The organism is Lachnoclostridium sp. Marseille-P6806 (assembly GCF_964238185.1).
In the GTDB taxonomy this organism is placed as follows: domain Bacteria; phylum Bacillota; class Clostridia; order Lachnospirales; family Lachnospiraceae; genus Brotaphodocola.
The window spans coordinates 127,273-144,127 of record NZ_CAXSLG010000003.1; the positions used below are offsets into that span (position 1 = coordinate 127,273).

At 40.5% G+C, this 16,855-nt stretch carries 19 protein-coding genes; 3 read left to right on the forward strand and 16 right to left on the reverse strand.

The window, feature by feature from the left end; genetic code table 11:
- Positions 1-81: 81 nt before the first annotated feature.
- From ACESON_RS04720 to ACESON_RS04780, 13 genes are all read right to left on the reverse strand, one after another.
- Positions 82-885, reverse strand: a complete 804-nt coding sequence (locus ACESON_RS04720; protein ID WP_177958839.1) for a DUF975 family protein — start codon at positions 883-885, stop codon at positions 82-84.
- Between the two features lie 124 nt (positions 886-1,009).
- The gene (locus ACESON_RS04725; protein WP_373108698.1) at positions 1,010-1,372 is read right to left on the reverse strand and encodes a VOC family protein; all 363 of its coding nucleotides are present in this window, start codon (positions 1,370-1,372) and stop codon (positions 1,010-1,012) included.
- Positions 1,373-1,396: 24 nt separating this feature from the next.
- Positions 1,397-1,630: a sodium ion-translocating decarboxylase subunit beta gene (locus ACESON_RS04730; RefSeq protein ID WP_373108699.1), complete on the reverse strand. Its 234-nt coding sequence runs from the start codon at positions 1,628-1,630 to the stop codon at positions 1,397-1,399.
- A gap of 55 nt (positions 1,631-1,685) precedes the next feature.
- Positions 1,686-2,450 (reverse strand): hypothetical protein, encoded by a 765-nt coding sequence (locus tag ACESON_RS04735; protein ID WP_373108700.1) that lies wholly within the window; start codon positions 2,448-2,450, stop codon positions 1,686-1,688.
- A complete protein-coding gene (locus ACESON_RS04740) occupies positions 2,447-2,845 on the reverse strand; it encodes a hypothetical protein (RefSeq protein ID WP_373108701.1) in 399 nt (132 codons plus the stop codon). The genes ACESON_RS04735 and ACESON_RS04740 overlap by 4 nt, the downstream gene beginning before the upstream one ends.
- A 47-nt stretch (positions 2,846-2,892) precedes the next feature.
- Complete coding sequence (locus ACESON_RS04745; protein ID WP_373108702.1) at positions 2,893-3,417, reverse strand: GNAT family N-acetyltransferase; 525 nt, start codon at positions 3,415-3,417, stop codon at positions 2,893-2,895.
- Between the two features lie 479 nt (positions 3,418-3,896).
- Positions 3,897-4,139, reverse strand: a complete 243-nt coding sequence (locus ACESON_RS04750) for a hypothetical protein (RefSeq protein WP_373108703.1) — start codon at positions 4,137-4,139, stop codon at positions 3,897-3,899.
- A gap of 63 nt (positions 4,140-4,202) precedes the next feature.
- Complete coding sequence (locus ACESON_RS04755) at positions 4,203-4,895, reverse strand: MBL fold metallo-hydrolase (RefSeq protein WP_373108704.1); 693 nt, start codon at positions 4,893-4,895, stop codon at positions 4,203-4,205.
- Positions 4,896-4,941: 46 nt separating this feature from the next.
- Complete coding sequence (locus ACESON_RS04760) at positions 4,942-5,088, reverse strand: hypothetical protein (RefSeq protein ID WP_373108705.1); 147 nt, start codon at positions 5,086-5,088, stop codon at positions 4,942-4,944.
- A complete protein-coding gene (locus ACESON_RS04765; protein ID WP_373108865.1) occupies positions 5,085-5,837 on the reverse strand; it encodes a GNAT family N-acetyltransferase in 753 nt (250 codons plus the stop codon). Before ACESON_RS04765 ends, ACESON_RS04760 begins: the two co-directional genes overlap by 4 nt.
- 564 nt (positions 5,838-6,401) lie before the next feature.
- Entirely contained in the window at positions 6,402-6,866 is a 465-nt protein-coding gene (locus tag ACESON_RS04770) for a hypothetical protein (RefSeq protein WP_373108706.1), read from the reverse strand.
- A gap of 40 nt (positions 6,867-6,906) precedes the next feature.
- Positions 6,907-7,851, reverse strand: a complete 945-nt coding sequence (locus tag ACESON_RS04775) for a hypothetical protein (RefSeq protein WP_373108707.1) — start codon at positions 7,849-7,851, stop codon at positions 6,907-6,909.
- Between the two features lie 104 nt (positions 7,852-7,955).
- On the reverse strand, positions 7,956-8,354 hold the full coding sequence (locus ACESON_RS04780; protein WP_373108709.1) for an AAA family ATPase: 399 nt from the start codon (positions 8,352-8,354) through the stop codon (positions 7,956-7,958).
- 270 nt (positions 8,355-8,624) lie between these two features.
- On the opposite strand from ACESON_RS04780, the gene ACESON_RS04785 reads away from it, so the two are divergent.
- On the forward strand, positions 8,625-9,056 hold the full coding sequence (locus tag ACESON_RS04785; RefSeq protein ID WP_373108710.1) for a MarR family winged helix-turn-helix transcriptional regulator: 432 nt from the start codon (positions 8,625-8,627) through the stop codon (positions 9,054-9,056).
- Between the two features lie 17 nt (positions 9,057-9,073).
- Positions 9,074-9,517, forward strand: coding sequence for an N-acetyltransferase (locus ACESON_RS04790; RefSeq protein WP_373108711.1), 444 nt, complete (start codon positions 9,074-9,076; stop codon positions 9,515-9,517).
- A gap of 53 nt (positions 9,518-9,570) precedes the next feature.
- Here the strand turns inward: ACESON_RS04790 and nrdD are convergent, their stop codons facing one another.
- Positions 9,571-11,754 (reverse strand): anaerobic ribonucleoside-triphosphate reductase, encoded by a 2,184-nt coding sequence (gene nrdD / locus ACESON_RS04795; protein WP_373108712.1) that lies wholly within the window; start codon positions 11,752-11,754, stop codon positions 9,571-9,573.
- Positions 11,755-12,307: 553 nt separating this feature from the next.
- Between nrdD and ACESON_RS04800 the strand changes: the two genes are divergently transcribed.
- Positions 12,308-13,774 carry a D-alanyl-D-alanine carboxypeptidase family protein gene (locus tag ACESON_RS04800; protein WP_373108713.1) on the forward strand — a complete coding sequence of 489 codons (1,467 nt, stop codon included), beginning with the start codon at positions 12,308-12,310 and terminating at the stop codon, positions 13,772-13,774.
- 36 nt (positions 13,775-13,810) lie between these two features.
- On the opposite strand, the gene ACESON_RS04805 is transcribed toward ACESON_RS04800, so the two are convergent.
- Complete coding sequence (locus tag ACESON_RS04805; protein WP_373108714.1) at positions 13,811-15,076, reverse strand: helix-turn-helix transcriptional regulator; 1,266 nt, start codon at positions 15,074-15,076, stop codon at positions 13,811-13,813.
- A gap of 39 nt (positions 15,077-15,115) precedes the next feature.
- Complete coding sequence (locus ACESON_RS04810; protein WP_373108715.1) at positions 15,116-16,801, reverse strand: PucR family transcriptional regulator; 1,686 nt, start codon at positions 16,799-16,801, stop codon at positions 15,116-15,118.
- Between the last annotated feature and the right edge of the window lie 54 nt (positions 16,802-16,855).

Sequence of the window (16,855 nt, forward strand, 5' to 3'; positions counted from 1 at the left end):
TCCTGATTGGCACTTTACATCAAATTCACCACGACAGTATACCATCATTTTCTCCTTGGTGCAAGGAGTGATCCGACCGGATCACTCCATTGTATAATAGGTATACGGCGCATCGTCCTCAGGACGGCCAAATCCAGGCAGCTCCCGTCCCGCTGCTCCTGATGCCTTTCGCATCTCTGCATAGACCTCTGCAAAGGTTGCATTAATATAAGGCTGAACGAAAATCACTCCGATTCCGCATAAAAGACTTCCCAGAATTATCCATCCCACAAACGACAGCTCCAGAATAAACAGCTCCAGCTTATGGCCTTCTGTCATGCGGCTGCTGAGAGCCAGTGCGTCCCGATAATTCATCTGGGGATTCTCCGCCATAATATAGGGAACCATCCGATACTGATAGGATTTGATAATTCCCGGCACTACCAGAAGCAGAGACCAGAGAAAAATAAACAGGTTCATCATAAACATAGTAAAAACCGTATTCAGATAAGCTCCGCTTTTAAATCCGTAAAACAGCTTTCCGATTCCCCGATCCTGTCCGTACTCTCTGCTTTCCATAAAATACCGGCTGGATCCTACATAAATCACATTTCCGACAAATACGGAATACAAAGTCCCTATGGCAAAGGAAAACAGCATTCCCATCAAAAGCACAGGCAGCACCATCAGCATATATCCCAGATCGCCCTCTCCCAGGGTTTCTGCAAGGCCTCCGCCCCCTGTAATCGCACTTCCTACAGTATTGACATTCAGGGAAACACCCATTCTTGGAAGCGGTAAGGTTCCTGTCAGAAGCATCTGAACGATACAAACCAGCAGCGCCGGCATAAAATACTGCCTCAGGCAGTTCTTCGCCCTTCCCTTTAATTCTGCTCTCGTACTCATATGAATTTCCTCCATTCTACGCAGATTTTATACCAAGCATTATACCACAGACAACAGGATCCTGACCAGTCTTTGATTGATTCCTGCAAACCACCCTGCCGTCTTTTCAGCCTAAGCCATCTCATCACACTGGAGTCCCTACCTCAATCAGATTTCCATCCAAATCATAAAAACGAACGACCTTCTGTCCCCAGCTGTGAACAACCAGTTTATTCACATATCGAATCGAAGGATAAAGCCTCTCCAGCTTTTCTGCAAATGCTTCTATGTTTTGTTCCTCAAAATACAGCTCACAGGAATTGCTTTCCGGAAGAATCTCCTTCCCCAAAAGCTCCTTCCAGATTTTTTCATCCTTGAGCACAAGTCCCTCCGTCAAAATCATATTTCCGTCATTATCCAGGATTAAATCAAGACCGAACAGGTCATGGTAAAACTGTCTGGATTTTTCTATATCCTTCACAACGATCAGTACGTTCTTTAATTTCATTTTCCGCTCCTTTTCTTCAGGCTTTTAAGACTTTTTCTTCCAGCACACAAGCAAAACAATTCCCAATACAATCGCTCCTGCAATAATAAGAGCATTAGACAAATCTCCATTCAATTTTCCTGCAACAAAAACAGATGTGGGACCATCTGCCCCTCCAATAATAGAAACAGCCATGGTTCCTTTCACCTTCATCACAACTCCAATCACAGCCAATAAAATACCAATGATGCAGCTGATAATTCCAATTCCTTTTTTCATTTATCACACGTCCTCCTTTTTGAATGATTCGCTCCTGAGCCTGTTAAAATTCCTGTTACTGAAGCCCCATGATAAAAAGCGCCAGGGCCATAATCGTCAAAACCGTCCAGCTGATATATCTTCCTGCAATTTGCATTTCAGACGGCTCCGCATGTTCTGCATTGCGAATCTGGAAAGAAAGATTCCAACGAAACAGCTCATCTGCAAACAAAATAGAAAGCCCATTGAGAATGCAGACACAGACAGCGCCAAACCACATAAGCCATTCCCCTTTATGCATCAGCTCCGGCCCATCCATCAATTTCAGTATCGTATCTGCAGTCGGCTGCACAGAATCAATCTCATTTCCATATTCATCTCGCTCAATTCCGTCGCTGCCAGTAAAGGAAAGCCTGAGATTCTCCAGGCTGCCGTCCTCATTATACAACCAATAGATGTCCTCCGTTTTCAAAACTCCGCCGCGAAACAGAATATCCTCCCCCTGATAAAGCGCCACGCCGGTCATCCCCTCTGCAAACTCATCATCCTTTGGAATCGCCGCGGGATCCTCTTTCGCTGTATAAGGCCCATATACCATATCCCCCCACTGAAACATAACGGTTTTCTTCTCTGACACAGTAAAATGAGACTGTTTTCCCTGAAACTTGCCGGAATATACCATACTTCCATTCTCCTGATATGGCACAAAAATTGTATCCTGATATTCAAATCCAACCCTTGAAATCGTCCTGAAATAAAGAACCGTAAAAATCAAAATCATGACTCCCATAACGATCAGGACAGCTTTTTGATAACGGTTCAAAGCTTTGATTCTTGTCACAAACACTTCCCCTTTCTGTCAGGATTCCCATCCCCTGCTTTTCCATTTCCAAATATATCAAGATTTATTTCTCTATTTTTCGAAAGCGAACAGGCTAAAGAAGACTTATCAAAAGCAGAAGCAGAAGCAGAATCACCGCAATCCACATAACAATGCGCATATTCTTTTTCCGTGGAGTAATCAGTCCGATTCCAACGATTATTATGAAAATACCAATGATTCCCGGATAAATGCGTTCCTGTCATTCCCTCTGACCATGCAGGCAAGCCCAAAAATTCGAATACCCTATCGCCATAACAATATCCCGTTTTTGGGGCATTTCCGCCTAAAAAATAACCTAGGAGTATCAGAAATATCCCTGCAATTTTTGATTGCCAGTTCCTTTTTTCATCCATGTGTTCCGTACCCCCTATCATAATAAATCCAACTTCCGAGTTATCATTCATTCTAAATCAATCCAATATCGCTGTTTGATTTTTCCATTCTCTATCACTTCATTTTCTAATATACCGCCATTTCTTATAATAGATTTCGCAGAGCCAATATTATCTTTATCGCATACCATCAATACTTTTTTGATTCCGATTTTTCTGCATTCTTTTAAGGCAAGTCCGATCATTTGAGTGGCATAACCTTTTCTTCTTTCAGACGGTCTGATTCCATCGCCAATATGGCCTCCGCATAACAAAAGGTGATCGTTTAAACAATGCCTGATATTTACCGCTCCCACCATGATATCTCGCTGTTCATCGAAGCAAAAGAAAGTAGAATCCGGAACCCATCCGTCTTTAGGCTCACTTGTTTCCAAATTGCTTAAATAAAAATCAAAATCATCATAGCTATTTTTGAAGATAGCCCATGGCGAACAATTCACATCATGGGTATCGTTATATTCCTTCCATTCTTTGAGCATAGTAATAATCGGCTCCTTATACTGGTAACTTCCTTTTATCAATTTTAAACTCATAAATTCTCCCTCCCTGGATTCCGCTTTTGACAGATTGCTGGAAATAACAGTATCATGCCACAGCCTCAGCAGGCTGTTACATCACATACTGCAATTTAATTGGAAATCGTTGATCTGCAATCTATAATTGCGGCAATAATTACAATTACACATTGAGGACTCTGATATGGAATGATAATACGCTTTGGTTTTGGATATGTCTATATTCATGCTGTCACACCTTTAAATTCAACTTTCAACCAAATGTTTTTAATAAATAATCGTCTATATCCGTTCTTGAATGAAAGACATAAATGCTTTTTTGGCTTTTATATCTGTCCAGCAACTCATACACCATCGGCAATTCATTTTAATGTGCTTGAATATTTCCCATAGTCAAAAATGGTCTTTATAATAAAACCCACAATTAAAACTAAACTTATAACATTGCACCATTTCGAAATCTTATCATTCATGTATTTCCACCTCCAGCTTCTAATTTACATAAATCTGCTTATCAAATTATATGCTGTAACTACATAGACAAAAATTGCTACACCCGCAAATATCATAGCATCCTTCTTTGCCCCCTCGTCATAACTCTCCTTTGCATTTGTCAGGAGCGTCAATCCCATAAAAATAAACATTATTGGCAATGTTATATCATAAGGCATTATATTCATCAGTCCAAGGGAACCAAAGACTATTGTTAAAACAGTAAATATCGCTTTCCGAATACGCACATAGATTCCTCCTCACCAAATTCCGATGGATATAACTCTTATCCACTCAGCAAACCGAAATTTTCAGACCTCTATCGAGCACAAATAATCGAGTAAATCCGCCTTTCTGAGAGGTTCGCAGTGACTGAGTATACAGCAGTCACAGTCCGTCGATTGAATCATCTGAATCAAAGCCTGCAGTTTGTCCCTGTCCATATATCCACCGTTAAAGAAATCCTCACTGGTGGAATCCCCTAAAAACAGAACTTTTTCTTCCGGTACATAAATGCAAACAGTATCTTCTGAATGCGGGGAAACCGTATGAAAAATCCGGGCTGTAACACCGCCTAAATCTAATGTCATGTTATCAGAAAAGCTCACATCGGACAGTACAATATTTAATTTATTTTGTCCGCAATACTCTTGTCTAAAATGAATATCTTCTCTTTTCAGAATTTCGATATAGCCAGGATCCATTGCCTGTTCTTGCTGGCCTTTGAGAAACTCATTTGTTTTATTATGGGCAACGCTGATTCCGCTGATAGCATGCATCCCAAAGGTATGGTCATAATGCCAGTGTGTAATCACAGTAAAATCCGGTTTGTTAAACTGTTCCGCTTCGATCTCTCTGTAAAAATCCTGAACATGAGAAGCCGAATATCCGGCATCAATTGCCAGAGAGAATTTATCGCCTTTGATATAAGCTAACACTGGCCTGTCCACCTCGGGATCATGTTCTAAAAAATAAATTCGGTTAGTTAATTTGTTTAATCCCATTTTCCTCCCGCCTTAAATTTGAGGGACGTCTGCCTTCCAGGTTCTCTTATTTCTCGTCTTTCTTGTCTCTGATTTCTTTCATAATAAAGCCGCCCATAATTGCAATGGGAATAGAAACTGAAAACGAAACAGGTTCCAGAGATGCTCCCACTATCCCACCTAAAATCGTACATGCAACCGCAAGACCTATCATATCAGTACCTCCGTTAATTTCAAAAAACGCTTATCATTCATCGGTTCATTCGTGATATAGTTTCCATCTAAAAATAATGCATATGTTGTGATTGGTGTCGAAGCATTTTGTGCTTCTTCTTTACTCTGCAAGTGAATTGCTTTAAATGGTATCGCTTTTTCTTTTGCAATCCCCTCAATTACAGGAACATACTTCGCATTAAACGGACATTGACTTGTATAATACAAAACATACCCCATTTCTTCAATATGGGGGTGTTTTGCACATTCTTTGAATTGCGGCAATGTTGTATTTTCTACAAACGGAAAATACCATAATTGAATACCATTACCAGCTTCATCGCAAACTTGAAATCCTTTATACTTCAGAAATTTAGGGTCAGCTAAAAATGGTTTTTTCTTTGCCGCTGCTAAAATACACAATCCCTTTTTTCCTTTATTTTTACTGTCCTCAATACAAGCATTTAATAAATCTGATGAATAACCATGCCCCTTAAACGAACCTGCAACCCATAAACAATCAATATACATATATCCATCTGCAGAAATTGGATTCCATGCATTTTCAGCAGGGATATATTCAATAAAACACTTTCCTCTTTCTGCACTTTTGAGAAAGACTAAACCATCTTCAAACCGTTCTGACAACCATGCTTTTTTTGAAGATACCTGAATATCATTGCTATTCGAAATCGCACAACATATATGCTCTTTTTCAATATTTTCGTTCGTAACCTTAATATATTCCATTATATGTTTGCTCTCTTTACTTCTCGTCATCATCATCTTTTCTCTTTTTTATATTATCATCTCGGCTTTAAATCAACATCCACTAAAAGACATTCTTCCACTTGCATTTTTCTTAAATTTTCAACAAACTGAATTTTTCAAGCAATAAAAAACAGGAACCAGCCAATAAAGAAAAAACCTGTACCCAGAATAGAAAAACCACTCATAAGCATCGTCAAAGCAATTATCCACTGAAATCTAAATGTCAAAATATTTCTAATACAAAGAATCAGTAAGGCAATTTGAATCAACAAAACAATCCCAGCGACAATTCCTATTGGCAGAGGCCCGGGATAAAAGGAACCTTCCATATACCATACTGCAGTCAAAATAAAAATAAGGCTTGCTCCAATGGAAGTATACAAATAAGTTCTTATATTTTTAATCGTTCTCGACCTCCCTCCAAATCTCCCGTTTTTGTGTATCTGCGTTCTTCTGCAGACTGGAATTTTACATTTCGTCGCTCGCCATATGCTCTGCATATTTTTCTTCTTTCCTGGCACATTCCTCTGAAAAAAGATCCGGCTATTTTCTCATTTCTCTGCCGATAAAATGGTACGCTATTGTCGTTCCTGTTGGAATTATCAATAAATAGCTGACAATATTTACAAATGTGAAATTATATATATTTGATACCTCACCAAATTCCAGGAAATACCTGCAGACCATTCCGATTGCCGTGAACAGGAAGGTTAAGGCATATACCTTTCGCTCCTTTGCAATTCCATATATTCTTGAAAATAAAAAAGCGATTAGACCGTAGCTTACAAAAAACAAATATAATCTCGAAAAATCCAAGGCAGTGCTGCTGTGACGATTCAGTAAAGGATATTCAAAGCACCCGCAAAATACTGTATATCCTAATACAATATACTTTGGAAGCTGCGGATATTTTTTTAGTAAATTTTGAATTCTGCCGCTTCTGACAGCAAAGAAAACAAATAATACAAATACTAGAAAGAACAGCACCATAAGCATTATCATTTCCATTTTATCCCCCCTTTTTTCTGACTTCTCTGATTAAAAAAACTTACTCCTGTTCAACAGCTGTCAGATTGATCATTCCATTTTCCAAAGTCACTTCAAATTCAATGGAATCACCATAATCCATCTGCGAATAGTTGTCGCCATTACAAAAATCTGTGACTGCATTAGCGCCAAGATTTAATGAATATCCTGTGGACGAAGGACGTTTACATACACTGGAAACCACTCTGCCATGATTCATAAATATCAAATTCTCCATCTCTTCAGTCACGCTGTCATTAAGTGCAGGACTCTTTGAACCAGTGATTCTTTCAATATCCTTTAAAGGGAAATACGGGCCAAAGGAATATACTCTGGTCCATTCAAACGGCACTGTTTCCTCCAATGTAATCCGATCTTTCTCAAGCTCTGTCATCGCTGTCTTCAACTTGTAATTATTGATATAAATAACCGGATCTCCGAAAATGAAATAAAAAATCAGAAATACAGCCGCAATAAAATACATAACATTATGAAAAAAATCCGAACGCTTCCAGGCCCTTTCCTTCTCTGCATTTAATTTTTCTGTCTCCCAATTTCCACTTTCAACAGCGTTTTTCTTATGCTTTGCAATATACAGATTGATCCATACTGCATATCCCGCGGAAAATGCCAGAAAAACAGCTATCAGCACTTTGAACATAGCTGCATCCGGACTGACGTATGCAATAATTCCAGCTAAAATAATGGTAAGCAGCGGAATATCTAGCGCAATATACGCAAATTTCCCAAAAATATTCTGATACAAAACCTTCTTCTGATATGCCTGCCTTATGTCCCGTTCATGTAACTCCTTTGAAAATGAACTCCTCAAACCTTTAATGGTTAAACTCCCCATCAGAATAATCCACAGGATATCAGTAAAGCCATCAATGGATAATACCTTGTAAATTACAAGGATCCCCAGCAGTAATGAAACGATAAATGTGTTCTGATCTACGAATTTCATAAGCTCACCTCCGAATCTTTCGATATTTTCTCAATCGAATAATATCGTTTCCCAGGTCTGCAGAATCAAAGAAATTCTTTTTGAAATACTCCCGGCTTACAGATTCACTCCGAGAGCAATTTATTCAATAAAATATGACGATTGTTAATAAACATTTCCGTAACCTTATAGCTCTCCGTATCTTCATAAGCACACTCGTGTACCGCACCGCCATCAAAGGATAAAATCTGCGCATCGGGTATTCCTAACAAAATAGGAAAATGGGAATCATAGGTTGAAAAAGAATAATTTTTCGTGCCGCCTTCCGGATTAAATCCATAGGATACCGCAAGAGCTTCCAGCAGCGTTGATTTTCCGCTGCCATTTTCGCCCACAAAAAAGGTAATGGGTTTTTCAAAAACAACCTCTTCCAATTGGTTGATCGCTTCTATTTCTCGTAAATAACTGTGGGAATCAATCTTACTCCAATCGATAGACAGACCTTGTATAAATTGTCGATTCATTTTATCCGACCTCCCCAACATGTACGATTATCGCATCATTTTCACACTCCACTGAAATACAGCTGTCGTTCCTGCCGCTTTTCTATTTTCAATATATCAAGATTTATTTTTACTGTAAATATCCAGAAACTGAATTCATGAAAACTTAAGTTCAGCGAAATAAAAATGTATAAACTCCAGCGTAATACTCCTGTATTCAAAAAGGCTATTGACTTATGTACGAAATCGGATATAATACATAATGTACGAAATCAGACAAGAGGTGAAGCTATGCACTACCTGGAAAGAGAGCAATATACCTATTTAGCCGGAGAAATTAATGCTTTATACCATGAAGCAGCTGTGAAAATGGGTATTTCAGACAGCGTTCAAAATATTTTATATGTACTCTGCGAGAAAGGCGGAAAATGTCTGCAAAGCGAGATAAGTAAGCTTACAGGTATCAGCCGCCAGACAATCAATTCTGCTGTCCGCAGATTAGAAAAAGAGGACATCGTATATCTGGAACAGGGGAAAGGCAGAAATACCATTCTTTGCCTGACTGAAAAAGGCGAACAATTTTCATTAGAAAAAATACGTCCTCTCCATGAGATTGAAAACAGGATCTGGAATGAGTGGACACCGGAAGAACAGCAGCAATATTTAGCTCTTACAAAGAAATATCGCGACGGATTAAAAAAACATCTGGAAACTATCTTATAAATGTGAGGAGGAAAAACGTGATTCGAGAATTTCAGACATCAGATACTGAACAGGTTATGAAGATATGGCTTTCTGGCAATGAAGATGCGCATCCGTTTGTACCGGATGGTTACTGGCGCTCTCATTTTCACGAGGTACAAAAGGCCTTGCTCCAGTCAAAGGTTTTTGTCTATGTTACAGACGAAAAGATACTGGGTTTTCTTGGCATGATAGACAACTATATTGCCGGAATTTTCGTAGCCAAAAACTGCCGTTCCTGCGGAATCGGAAGGCAGCTTTTAACTTATACGAAGCAGAAATATGACACGCTTTCCCTGAATGTTTATCAGAAAAACTCACGGGCAGCCGCATTCTATGGCAGAGAGGGCTTTTCCGTCCTGTCAGAAGGAATGGAGGAAGCTACAGGGGAAAAAGAATATACGATGGTTTGGAAAAAATCCGGCTCAGTTCCCAATAAATAGGAACTGGCCGGATTTTTTATTTCAGAAATCTAAATTTTTGTTTAATCATTGCATTACAGGTGCAGTACCCGATCCCGAATCTCCTGAGTCCGTCCCTGGTTCCAGAACTGGGTTCCGATATATCCGCAGGTTCTTCTGGCTACAGACATCTTGTCCTGATTCCGGTTTCCGCAGTTGGGACACTCCCACACCAGCTTACCGGACTCATCTTCCACAATCTTAATCTCTCCGTCATAGCCGCAGCACTCGCAGTAATCGCTCTTGGTATTCAGCTCCGCATACATAATGTTGTCATAAATAAACTTCATAACCGTCAGAACAGCCGGAATGTTGTTCTGCATATTGGGCACCTCTACATAGCTGATAGCGCCGCCCGGTGACAGCTTCTGGAAATCAGATTCGAATTTCAGTTTCTCAAAAGCGTCAATCTCCTCAGACACATGAACATGGTAGCTGTTGGTAATGTAGTTTTTATCCGTTACTCCCGGAATAATGCCAAACCGCTTCTGCAGGGATTTGGCAAATTTGTAGGTAGTGGACTCCATAGGAGTTCCGTACACAGAATAGCTGATATTTTCCGCTACCTTCCACTCTGCACACTTGTCATTTAATTTCTGCATTACCTGCAGAGCAAAGGGCTTGCCCTCCGGTGAAGTATGAGATTTTCCGGTCATCCGAACGCACATTTCGTAAAGGCCTGCATAACCCAGAGAAATGGTGGAATAACCGTTAAACAGCAGACGATCAATGGTTTCGCCCTTTTTCAGTCTGGCCAGAGCGCCGTTCTGCCACAGAATCGGAGCTACATCAGAGATAGTGCCCAGAAGGCGCTCATGGCGGCAGCGAAGCGCCCGGTGGCAAAGCTCCAGACGTTCCTCCAGAATCTCCCAGAACCGATCCATATCTCCCTCAGAGGAACATGCCACATCCACCAGGTTAATGGTCACAACACCCTGGTTGAAACGTCCGTAGAACTTGTGGCTTCCATCGGGATTGCGCTGAGAATCCTCCACAGTCAGGAAGGAACGGCATCCCATACAGGTATATACATTGCCTCTCTTTAACTGGCGCATAATCTTGGCAGAAATATAATCCGGAACCATTCTCTTTGCTGTACATTTGGCTGCCAGCTCTGTCAGATGCCAGTACTTGGAATCCTCAGTAATATTGTCCTCGTCCAGCACATAAATCAGCTTCGGGAACGCTGGTGTAATCCATACGCCCTTTTCATTTTTTACGCCCTGCATTCTCTGGATCAGAACTTCTTCAATAATCATGGCAAGGTCGTCTCTTGTCTGTCCCTCCGGAACCTCGTCCAGGTACATAAACACGGTTACAAAGGGAGCCTGTCCGTTGCAGGTCATCAAAGTAATCAACTGATACTGAATGGTCTGAATTCCGCTCTTTACCTCTTCCCGCAGACGGCGCTCTACTACTTTATTGATAATAGCCTCATCCATGGATTCGCCGCATTCCTGGCGCTCTGCAGTCACGCTTCTTTTCAGCTTCTGACGGCTGACATCCACAAAGGGAGCCAGATGAGACAGGGTAAAGGACTGGCCGCCATACTGATTGCTGGCCACCTGAGCTACAATCTGTGTCGTTACGTTGCAGGCGGTAAAGAAGCTGTGGGGCTTTTCAATCATAGTTTCGCTGATTACCGTACCATTCTGAAGCATATCCTCCAGATTGATCAAATCGCAGTTGTGCTCCTTCTGAGCATAATAGTCTGTGTCATGGAAATGGATAATTCCTGCCTCATGAGCCTGTACAATCTCCTCTGGCAGAAGTACCCGGCGGCTTAAATCCTTGCTGACCTCACCAGCCATATAGTCTCTCTGTGTGGAGTTGATCACTGGGTTTTTATTGGAATTCTCCTGCTTTACTTCTTCATTGATATGCTCGATCAGAGACAGGATTCCATTATCTGTGGTATTGGACTTACGGGTCAGCTCCCGTTTGTAGCGGTAACGCACATACTTCTGCGCAACCTCGTAACCGCGCATTTCCATAATGCCGGTCTCTACCATATCCTGAATATCCTCTACGTTCACAGCGTGGGTGAATTCTCCAACCTGCTGAGCAATGTTGTCTGCAACTGCCCGGATCTGATAATCATTCATCTGATGAATCCGCTCTACATTCTGGTTTGCCTTCCGGATTGCATTCTCAATCTTAGAAATATCAAAAGACACTTCCTTGCCGTTTCTTTTAATTACGTTGGTCTTTACTTCCATTTTCCTGCAGCTCCCTTACTTCTATAATTATGCCTCAATGTCAGCCCCCGCTTGTGCCGGACTGACAGCCGTTTTCCCCTTTTCCGCTATCTATCGTAACTATTCAGGGCGGCGGGAGAACTAGCAGAAAAATTCGTGTCAAGCTTGCTTGTAAGCGAATTTTCCTGCCAGTTCTCACATCGGAGGAATCTCCGATGCTTCTTGTCCGGCTTTGCCGAACAAGAAGATACTCCGTTCTGAACAGATACTATCTATCTGAAAAAAGGGGAGATGCATACTAGATATTGTTTTTTATTTCACCATTTTTATCTATATCTGGTGTCCTGTAATATCATACTACAAAACCCTCTGGATTGGAAGAGGAATTTTAATAATATTTTGAACCAATTTGTAGCGCAGAAAACCAGGAAAAGGAGACTGTTTTCAGACAAATAGTAACAGTTCAGGCTGAACTATTACAACAAATGGCCGGCAGATTTTCTCTTGAATAATCCTCCTCAATACGGTATGATAAGATTGTGTGAATTTGATCAGAATTGGAGGTAATTTTCCATTGAAACAAAAGATAAAACAATTACTGTGCCTTTTGCTGGCCTGCCAGCTTTTTACCGGCACTGCCTGGGCCAGACCGGACTGGCCGGCTGATACAGGAATTCAGGCCGAAGCTGGAATCGTTATGGACGCCGATTCCGGAGCCATTCTCTTCGGACAGAATATCCATGTTCCATACCCGCCTGCCAGCATTACCAAAATTCTGACTGCTCTGATCGTTCTGGAACACGCGCAGCCGGATGAAATGGTTACTTTCACAGAAACCGCCTGCAACAGTGTGGAATCTGACAGCGGAAACAAACTGGGCGTTGTCCCCGGAGATACCCTTACTGTAGAGGATTGCCTCTACGGACTTCTTCTTGTTTCTGCCAATCAGGCAGCCAATGCCCTGGCTGAGCATGTAGCTGGTTCTATTCCGGCCTTTGTGGATATGATGAATGACAAGCTGGCCGAGCTGGGCTGTACGGAAAGCCATTTTGATAATCCTTCCGGATTGAACGGCGATACCCAGTATGTCACTGCCTACGATATGGCCCTGATTGCCCAGGCTGCCTACCAGAACGAAACCCTTCTGGAGATCAGTTCTGTAAAAAACCATAAGCTGGCTCCTACTATCAATTATCCCGGCGGTCTGACTGTCAATCAGGAACACCGCCTGTTAAAAGAAGGCGATGATTTTTATTATTCCCCGGCAAAGGCAGGAAAAACCGGTTATCTTCAGGCCGCAGGAAATACGCTGGTTACTTATGCAGAAAAAGACGGCAGAAGACTGGTTTCTGTTGTCTTAAAGGGCCAGCCCCGGCAGTATTTTACTGACAGCACCGAGCTTCTTTCCTTTGGCTTCCGGAACTTTCAGAATGCTGTAATTGCAGATTATGAAAGCCGTTATGTAACCGGAGACGAAATCATCAATCTGGATCGCGGCTCCTTTCAGGCATCGGATCTGATGGTTGACCCGGAAAGCGTAATCACGCTTCCTTTGGGCTCTACCTTCAGCGACGCAGAGCTTTCCCTGGATCCTCTTCCTAAGAATCACCCGGATCGTGCTGTTGCGCTTTTTACCTACACCTACAATGATCGTGTAATTGGAACTGCCTATCTGATGGCAAAGGACAGCGTTCTGATAGGCGATGAAGAACCGGAAACTGTACCGGAAGAGACGGAGGTATCCGAGACCGAGGAAGCAACGCCATCCAATCTGTCTGGTTCCTCCAAAGGAGGGCTTACCCCTGCTGCCCCGGGAATCATCATGAAAGGGGTCGGAATCGTTCTTGTCCTTGGTTTGATTGCAGCAGCTGCTGCCTGGATTGTTTACCGGCGCAGAAAAGAAGCCGAGGCCCTGGCCCGCCGCCGGGAAGCCCGCAGAAAACGTCTGATACAGTCCGGAGAGGAAGAAGAATTTGAACGGCTGCTGGCCGAGTGGAAAGCCAGAGACGCCGCTTCCGGAAAGAACAAAAAGAAAAAATAACAACGTGCCTTATTTAAAGGTCTCAGAATCCGGGCATCAGGATTCTGAGACCTTGGTTTTTTCCCACAATATCTTTTCCAATGTATTGTTTCTAAACTGCCCCGGTGTCATTGCAAATTTCTTTAAAAAATTTCTAGTTAATGTTTTTTCATTTAAATACCCCACTTCCAAGGCAATTTCAAGAATACTTCGTTGAGTTTTTATAAGAAGCTGCCTAGCTCGGTTTACTCGGATATCATTCAAAAATTCTGTAAAGTTCATTTCTACAAAGTATAACAAAATCCTGTTCACCTCTTTTACAGAAATATGAAACTGATCTGCTATTATTTTTGCTGTCAACGGTTTCTCATAGTTTCTATAAATGCAAGAAACAATTTGATAATTCTCTTCACTTATTTTTATTCTGGAAAGTTCATTTACAATCCCGTATATTTTTCTATACTCACTTACCTTCAAACCTGTCCTGGCCATAAAAACACGACTAATATGGGCACTATCTACAAATCCAAGAATTTCCGCTAATTCTTCCAGATTCAAATCTGTATATGCAAGAAAATCCAACGTCCTCACCACTCTCATTTCATTAAGTAAATCAAAAAATGACAGTCCTGTCGTCTGTGTAATATAAGCACTGACCGTAGATTCACTCATATAAAATAAATTAGAAAGTTGCTTTAAAGTGATTTTCTCATTCAAATGGCCAAAAATATAAGAAAAAATATCACTCTTTACAATTTCTCTGTTTTCCCGCTCCGAAATTCTCTGTCTGTATTCTCCCCATCGAATAATTTCCAGTATCAATGCTACTACCTGATTAATGACATAGGGTGTAGCATCATTTCCTCTTTCTCGCAGCAGACATTCCATTCCCATCTCTTCTTGTATATTAAAAACTATATTTCGAAAATTCTGATTTTTTTCTTCAGGAACAGATAAAACCATGTTTTTTTTCAACAATCCGGTAAGACAAAATGATTCATTATCAATATTATATAAGGATTTAATTATATGATTAAAGTACTCATAATTATAAACAATAATATCATATCTTAAACTTTCATGTACTTGAATTACTTCTGTCATCTGCCAAGGAAGAATTGAAACAACATTTCCAGTGGAAAGCTCAAATTTCTGTTCTTGTATCTTAACAGTTGCTCTTCCACTTTCGATCAGCCAAATTCTAGCCTCCTGGTGTATTAAACATCGGGTTGGACAATCGATCATCTCTCTATTATAGCTGCATATTTGCTTTAGATTCTGAAGTGAACGAAACGCTTCCTGCATTTGTATTATTTTACTCATCTCGCCACATCCTCTCAATATTACTACCATTCTATATTACTACATATCAAATGTTTTCTGTATGATTCCGGTTTCAAGAAGAGTCTGTATCTTAAGTCCAAAAGATATATTAAAAATAATTTCACTATCGGAAAGACTTTTTCCTAATAACTGCGATATTTTATCCAAACGAGAATATAACGTGTTCTTATGAATAAACAAAGCCTGACAACTTGCCGAAGGTGAACATCTGTATGTAATATACGCTGTAAGTGTAGATAGAAGTTCCCCTCCATGTTGACTATCATATTCTGCAATAGGCTTTATATATTCTTCATATACCTGCATGAGCGGAGCGAAATCTAGTTTATTAGAGTTATCAAAAAAGAAACGCAGCACTCCAAGTTCACCATAATAACACGGAGACTTATCTCGAGAATGTCGTGATACTGCTAATGCTTTTAATGCCTGGAGATATCCTTGCCTTATTTTTTCTGTGTCTACTACATCACTAATTCCTATTCCCTGATACTGCTCTGCCAGGAATTCTCTATAAGTAGATACTGCAGCATAAAGCGCACCATTATCTTTTCCTGCTAATTCTTTGGGAATCAATGTGACAATATAATCCTTCCGTTCAAAAACAAAAAAATTAATTGTTCCAATTGATTTTACTAATTTATCATACATTGTATTAAAAAACTGACTCGTCATTAGATCATGAAACGGCGAATCCGATATCTCCTGCGGACTTCTACCCACAATTAAAACAAAATACTGATCATAAATGGGTTTTTGAATCAATCCATATTTTTCCATCAGCTTTCTGAAATCAGTACGATCCGATTCAATTAATTCATCTAATAAGAAATCATAATAACGATTAACCGTTCTGGCAATCTCATTTGATTTTATGATTTCAAACTTCAACAAAGCTAAAATCTGTCTCAGCTTAACTACCTGTTCCATAGAAAGCTTCTGCTCCTTCATATCCTGAGTCATATAAAGATATCCATATAGATAGGATTCATCAGATACAGGAAAAATTAAAATCTGAAGCCCCCTATTATCTAAACACTTCGGGTAATACCTATATCCCGCCAGCCTTTCTCCTCCCGGAGCTTTTGCCAGAGCCGGATGAAAAGAAGCTTTATCCAGTGAAAAATTTTCCAAAGCCTGATCCCAATCAAACCCTGTTTCTCCACATAAAGGAACAACTACCAGATACTCCTTCAACTGACTAGGCGAACGTTGAAAATCTGGAGTAGAAAAAGTTACTGGACAATGCAGCAGCTTTGACGCAATTTTTATAATGCTCTTTTCTTCCTCATGATTTTTTACAAGTTCCGAAGACAATATTTCCATTGTTTCCAGAGAGATCTGTGCAAGACTCTCTCTATCTCTAGAAAAAAGTTCATAGCATTCTTCAACTGCTTCAGACAGCAGTTTCTTCTCCCTGATTTGCAAAACAGGAAAATGAACCTCCTCCATTTCTCTCAATGCCATACTATTTTTATAGAATACAGCGCTACAGCCCCGCTCTTCTAGATGGAGCCCCTCTACCTCCCTAAAAGAAATATCTTCGGGGAAAAAAATCAGCATATTATTTTTCAATTTACTGCCAAATTCCTTTCCCCTTTCAAAAATCCCAATATGCTTAATTTTCAGCGAATTATTTCTGAAACCTGAAGGAAATACCGGTTCCAATATTTGATGAGTAATAAAAGAGTTAAGAAGTAATTCCATGTATGCAAGCGCCTCCTTTAAACGTCAACTGGTTTTCGTCCATCTATGTTTACC